6 protein-coding genes are annotated in these 6,298 nt (G+C 52.1%); all 6 read right to left on the bottom strand.

What is annotated here, in order from left to right; all coding sequences use genetic code 11:
- A partial coding sequence (locus tag BMY09_RS15295; protein ID WP_139203200.1) for a helix-turn-helix domain-containing protein occupies positions 1-245 on the bottom strand: 245 nt, incomplete at its 3' end.
- A 175-nt stretch (positions 246-420) separates the two neighbouring features.
- Positions 421-1,602 (bottom strand): formate-dependent phosphoribosylglycinamide formyltransferase, encoded by a 1,182-nt coding sequence (purT, locus tag BMY09_RS15290; protein ID WP_091360073.1) that lies wholly within the window; start codon positions 1,600-1,602, stop codon positions 421-423.
- Positions 1,603-1,682: 80 nt separating this feature from the next.
- Positions 1,683-2,417 carry a sulfite exporter TauE/SafE family protein gene (locus tag BMY09_RS15285; RefSeq protein ID WP_091360071.1) on the bottom strand — a complete coding sequence of 245 codons (735 nt, stop codon included), beginning with the start codon at positions 2,415-2,417 and terminating at the stop codon, positions 1,683-1,685.
- Positions 2,418-2,595: 178 nt separating this feature from the next.
- The gene (locus tag BMY09_RS15280; protein ID WP_091360069.1) at positions 2,596-3,345 is read right to left on the bottom strand and encodes a DUF3726 domain-containing protein; all 750 of its coding nucleotides are present in this window, start codon (positions 3,343-3,345) and stop codon (positions 2,596-2,598) included.
- Positions 3,345-5,066 (bottom strand): hypothetical protein, encoded by a 1,722-nt coding sequence (locus tag BMY09_RS15275; protein ID WP_091360068.1) that lies wholly within the window; start codon positions 5,064-5,066, stop codon positions 3,345-3,347. Before BMY09_RS15275 ends, BMY09_RS15280 begins: the two co-directional genes overlap by 1 nt.
- A 335-nt stretch (positions 5,067-5,401) precedes the next feature.
- Positions 5,402-6,298 (bottom strand): LysR family transcriptional regulator, encoded by an 897-nt coding sequence (locus BMY09_RS15270; RefSeq protein ID WP_091360066.1) that lies wholly within the window; start codon positions 6,296-6,298, stop codon positions 5,402-5,404.

Below are 6,298 nucleotides of genomic sequence, written 5' to 3'. Positions count from 1 at the left end.
AGGGCCAGAGCTTTTATCGCTTGCTCTTGCCAATAAAGCGTTCGCGATGAGATGCGTTTAGGTCGACTTTTACGATCTCGAAGTCCATTGAGGCCTTCTTGATGATAGCGCCTGATCCAGCGATAGATCAGGCTTTTAGATACCTCGAAAAAGTCAGCCAGGTCGGAGACGGGCACATCTTCTTCAAGATGTTTTTTGACAATTAAAACTCGACTATGGAGGCTAGATTTTGCATTCTTGTGCATGGTTGTTCACTCCTCTGTTTAAAGGGCTATTGATTTCGCAACCAACAGCTTCCTATACAACCGAGTTGTGAACAACCTCTCTGAATTTCACATCTAGCAAGGAAACGAAGTTTCCGTCTAACCACTAGCAAGTCGCGAAGCGGCGTCTGGCGGCTGCTCTTAGGCGAAGCGACGTCTAGTAACTTGTTTTAACAGCCGCCGCGGCGGCTAAAGCCTTTTCCTTAGCATCATCGATATCCGCCCCACGCGCCAGTGCGACGCCCATCCGGCGTGTGCCGTTCACTTCAGGTTTACCAAACAGCCGTAACTGAGTGTCGGGGACGGAGAGGGCAGCTTCCAGATTAGAAAAGCTCAGGTTTTGTGATTCACCTTCGACCAGTATTACGGCAGAGGCGGATGGGCCATGCTGCACAATGTTGGGGATCGGCAGGCCTAAGATAGCACGGGCATGCAGGGCGAACTGGGACAGGTCCTGAGAGATCATAGTGACCATGCCGGTATCATGTGGCCGGGGTGATACTTCGCTGAAGTACACCTCATCACCTTTGATAAACAGCTCAACACCGAAGATCCCCCGGCCGCCGAGTGCGCCGGTGACTTTTTCGGCGATCTCTTTCGCCCGGCTCAGCGCTATCCCGCTCATCGCCTGTGGCTGCCAGGACTCACGATAATCACCATCTTCCTGCCGGTGCCCGATTGGCTGGCAGAAGCTGGTGCCCTGAATATGGCGGATGGTCAGCAGGGTGATCTCATAATCGAAATCGACAAAGCCTTCGACAATCACCCGGCCAGCACCGGCGCGACCGCCTTCCTGAGCGTAGGTCCAGCTGGTTTCAATATCCGCAGCGCTTTTAATGGTGCTCTGTCCTTTGCCGGATGAGCTCATAATCGGTTTCACCACACAGGGCATACCAATCTCGGCAACGGCGTTTTCAAAGTCAGTGAAGTTATCGACAAACTGATAGTGGGAGGTAGGAATGCCCAACTCCTCAGCAGCCAGACGGCGGATACCTTCGCGGTTCATGGTCAGGCGCGCGGCATTAGCGGTAGGTACCACATGAAAACCTTCCTGCTCCAGTTCAACCAGGGTATCGGTTGAGATCGCTTCAATCTCGGGGACGATGTAATCGGGTTTTTCAAGCTCAATCACCCGGCGCAGTTCAGCGCCATCCAGCATTGAAAAGGTATAGGAACGATCCGCTACCTGCATCGCAGGCGCGTTCTCATACCGGTCACAGGCGATCACTTCACAACCGTATCGTTGCAGTTCAATCACCACCTCTTTACCCAGTTCGCCAGAACCGCAGAGTAGAATTTTAGTGGCCGACGAGGAGAAGGGAGTACCGATAGTTGCCATGGGGGAGTCCTGTTGGAAAAGGAGGCATTATATTTCAAGATCGCCATCAGCTCTAATCTTAAAATGACGCGGCCTGGAGATCAGAGCCCCAGCCAGCCGATCATTCCCTTAATGGTCACCATCAATGCCGATGCGCCGGAGACCGCCAGTAGCAGTGGTTTAGCCGAGGTGGTCGTTAGCTTTCCGTCGATCAGGCGTGCCAGGAAAAAGCCTAAAAATAACCCCGGCAGCATTTTCAGGCTGAGGTGAGCTGTATGCCAGTCGAGGCTGCCCTGATGGATCAGCATAATGATAGATACCGGTGTACCGATCAGCAGAAAGGCGGCGATCTCACTGCGGGCGGTAATCCGGTCCTGCTGTTGATACACCAGCGCGATCGGAGGCCCCCCCACGGAGGTGGCGGTACCGGTAACGCCGGACAGAAAACCGGCAATGGTCAGGTTGATCGGTGTGGTGGGAATGCTCAAACGCCACAGACTGAGCAGCACGGCACTGAGTACCGAAAAGCCGAAAAACAGACTCAGGGCATACTGTGGTATTGCGACCAGCAGGGCGGCCCCGCACCAGGCCCCCGGAACTCTGGCAATGATAGCGGGCATTACCCTCTTCCAGCGTAACTCCCGGCGCTCGCGGATCACCATCATCAGCGCCAGTCCGAAACCCACTAACAGAATAGGGCCGGGCACATAGACCGGATCGATCAGATAGAGCAGAGGCGCTGCCACCAAACCATAGCCGATCCCCACGACGGTTTGCAGGGCGATACCGCAGGTTACGATCAGGACGGCCAGCAGTTCCGGCAGGGTATATAGCATGGTTTTGGTGCTGTATCGAGATAAGTGAGTAGCCAGTATGCCAGCGGATGAGATGGAGCGGTATACGTTAATAATGAAAAGATGACCCGGTGGCTGGCGGTGCAACCTGTAACCGGGTCATCGGCAGGGCCAGCCCGATTAACATCAGACTGGCCATACTCTCACAGACATCAAAGAGTTAGCGACCACCCGCTCCCTGCCGGGAACGCTCGCTATTTTCCACCAGAACACCTTCGCCGATTCTATTGATTTCGGCCCACAGAGTTTCATCGATATCGATACCGAAATCGACACTGTGCTCTTTATTGAGCCGGATCTGCTCAGCGCTTATATAACGGGCATTCCGGTTGCCTTTCGATTGCTGCAGTGATGAGGTCAGATCAACCCGTGAACTGCAAACAATCGTCATCGTCTGTTTATCTTCCGCGTTGGCTGGCAGGCTGGTGATCGCTTCACTGTAACTTGGGTAGCGTTCGCCTGCATTAATGGCTGCCGTATGTTCGGTTACCGTCTGATTGCCATTTTTCCAGTAGGCGGCCACACTGATGCCACGGCGACCGCAATCGGTCAGCGCTTTAAGGATAAACATCCGGTTGTGGCAGTTATGCACTGTCACCGTTGCGATGCCGTTTTCCAACGCTTTAGCATGGGCGAGATCGACAGATGCGGCGATACAGTTCAGTGCGCTGCGGCCGTTACTGTCGATAATCGCTGAGGTGCTGTCTTCGTAGATCACAGTACTCAGGGACTTGCTGCTGTCATCGCCAATATAGGGCAGGGCGCGCTGCAACTCATCCAGTCCCTTAAGGCCATGTTTTTCCAGCCAGAGAATCATATTGGCAGCATCCTCATAGTTGCCAACATAGTAACCGGTGGCTTCAAAGCAACGACGCAGGGCGGCTTTCAGCTCAATCATAGATACATGCATCAGAGTTCTCCTTGCTGCGCTGGCGCCAGAGGCATGAACCAGTCATCATTGAATGTGTGACCAATATCTTCCAATAGCGGAGCCCCCTGGAACATGGTATTGCGCACCCATAGTTTTGATCGGGGATCAAACTTACCGACACCAAAAAAGGCCAGTTTAGCTCTTAACAGATGCATGGGGAGTATATCCCGGTCCAGCAGATTAGCCTGTATATCGCCATAGATGCAGCGGTTCATACTCTGAATCCGCCGGACAATACCGCGCAGTTTCGGCTGTGCAACCATAAACCGGGCAGTGGAGTGTTGCGGATGTTCACTGATGTACTGACACAGCTGGTCATAGCATTTGCGTACGGCATAACCCACCCCCAGTGCCATCTGTTTCTCTTTTCCATCCTCCTCCCGGGCATCACCCAGGCGAGGTTCCATTTTTTCTTCAGATCGGTACCAGAAAGTGTCTTTTGCGCCGTCCGCAGAAAAGTCCAGCACCAGCGCCCACTGGTAACGTTGCTCGATGACCTGCTTCAGCTGCTGCAGGGGCATCACCGGGTCCAGATCCAGAAACTCCTCGGCGGTGTGATAATCTTCCAGCTCATCAACCAGTTCTGGGTAGAGTTCCAGCATCACTGACACCAGCATCTCCTGTCCCTGCAGTGAACAGTTTTCTTCACTCCATCTGAGCAGAGCATCCCAGCTGCCGATGCCGTTAGCCGTATGCTCTCGAATCGCTTCCAGATCTTTAAGTACCTGCAGATTATTGGCCGTTTGCCAGGCATCTTCGGTGACGGTTTGTTCCGTATGAATAGCACAGCGTTCCAGTAATTCAGGGAATTGCTGGGTGATACGCTTGTTGATGTTACCCAGCACCCGCACCCTTGCCAGCGCCAGTTCCCGCATCTCTACCCATTGGTTAATCAGTAACGGGTGGTTGATCAGGTAGGGAGCCATACCCAGACCGGTTGAATTGCCGATACCGAAGAAACGTTTAATCTCAGGTAACATCGGATGGTAGGTTTCTGGTGTACGGTGCTGTGCAATATGCTCCGCCTGAAGCAGACTGAAGTTCCGTAGCATCAGACAGACAAACATCTCTGCAGCGAAAGGGCGGTTGAAATCGGGGTGGCGGGTAGACACCTTTTCCCAGTCGGCCATACCCAGCTTACCGCTACCGTAAACCGCAGTGGTTCGATACAGATAGCCTACACGGGCTATCTGGGCGACATCGGGTTGTTTACCACAGGCTAACTGATCAACAACATAGTCGAAATTCCGGGCACTACGATTGGCACGGGAGAGTACGAATACCCGTGCATCGACGCGGCCAGCTTCCTGTTTAGGGACATTCTGGCGCAGTTTTTCCAGGTAGAGATCATCAACCTGGCCATCTACCAGCGCCATGGTCAGATCCCACTTTGTGGCGATCACCCGGTCGTTGCGCTCGTCCGGGGAGAGGTAATCGGAAAACAGAACAAAGCTATAGCACTTATTGGGTGTTGTGATTTCGTAGACGACAGTGCCATAGCCCTGCGGGTCGAGTTCAAAGCGAACCGGTTCGATTTGCCAGCGCTCACGCATGATCCGGCGTACCAGGGTGCGCATAAAACTGAGTCGGCTCTGATGAATAGCGCCCAGACGTTCCAGATCCATAACCTGATCAACCGGGCGCAGTGGCAGTGCATTATCGCCTCTCAGGGAAGCCTGTATTGCAGCAGACGTGGTCATTATTGTTATCCTCATAAATAGCAGCACATCTTTTTATAGTTAACAGCATAGATGTGTCCGAAACCTTCAGGAGTCCAGGCTCCTGTCTGCGCGCTACAGGTTTCGTTTGTAATTATTGTATGCAGGGCGCACTACAGGGAGGAGATAACGGCCATTGTCTGTCATGCCCTGCCTGTATGCGATTTATCATGGGCTATAAAAGGGATCACATACAAATCAGAAGGTTATATCGATTAATAAGCAAAACTTATCAAAATAGCTCAAGCTATTATTTTTTCTATACATCTGAACGATGTTTCAGATGGCAAAGATCTGAAAATTTATTCTGAACCTGCTTACGCCGGGCGACTTCTGGCCAGAATAAAGTCCACCAATGCCTGAGCGGGTGGCGTCAGCGATCTGTTTGTCAGTGTGACGATACCGATTCGCCGCACAACCACCGGCGTACTCAACGGAATAAAGCACAGGGTTTCACTCTCTTTGGGGACCGCATACCGGGGTAGTGTCGTTACGCCAAAACCGGCCTCTAACATGGCGATCAGCGATATCATGTTGGAGATGTAGAATTGCGAGTGCCCGATCAGAGGTCGTGCTTCACTGTCTTCCAGCAGGCGGGAGGTACCGTTACCAATCAATCGATGGTTGCGTAACTCTTTCCAGTGTAACTCTTTGAATTCTGCCAGCGGATGATCCTTTGGACATACCACTCCAATCTGATCTTCCCAGATCGGAATAAAGGTTTTATCGCTGTGTTCCTGTTCATGAAACAGGTGAGCGATACCGAAATCTACCTGTTGATTTTCTACCATCCGGTATACCGCGGAAGAGTTATCGTCAAAGAAACTGATATGCAGATCGGGCGTATTGTTAACAAACTCCAATAACAGCTCGGGTAATACCTGGCTTGCAATGGAAGGCACTGATGCCAGACGCAGATGGCCTGTCTTATGTTCGGCCAGCAGTGTCATATCTTCCGAAATCCGGTCGTGATGTTCGATCAGCTCTTTCGCTTTAGGCAGAAAATACTCGCCAAAGGGTGTCAGCTCTGTCTTGGCTGTTTTGGCGTTACGCTTTTCAAACAGCGATTCGCTGAGTTTATTTTCAAGATCACGAATAGACAGGGAAATCGCCGGTTGAGTGCGGTGAGCTTTTTCCGCTGCAGCATGAAAGCCTTTCAGTTCAGCGACCCAGACAAAGTGACGTAATTGAGTAATTTTAAATTCAGGCAGCAT

The sequence above is a fragment of the Amphritea atlantica genome, assembly GCF_900111095.1.
In the GTDB taxonomy this organism is placed as follows: domain Bacteria; phylum Pseudomonadota; class Gammaproteobacteria; order Pseudomonadales; family Balneatricaceae; genus Amphritea; species Amphritea atlantica.
The sequence above is the reverse complement of the archived record's forward strand: the minus strand, read 5'-3'. Positions and strand labels throughout refer to the sequence as shown.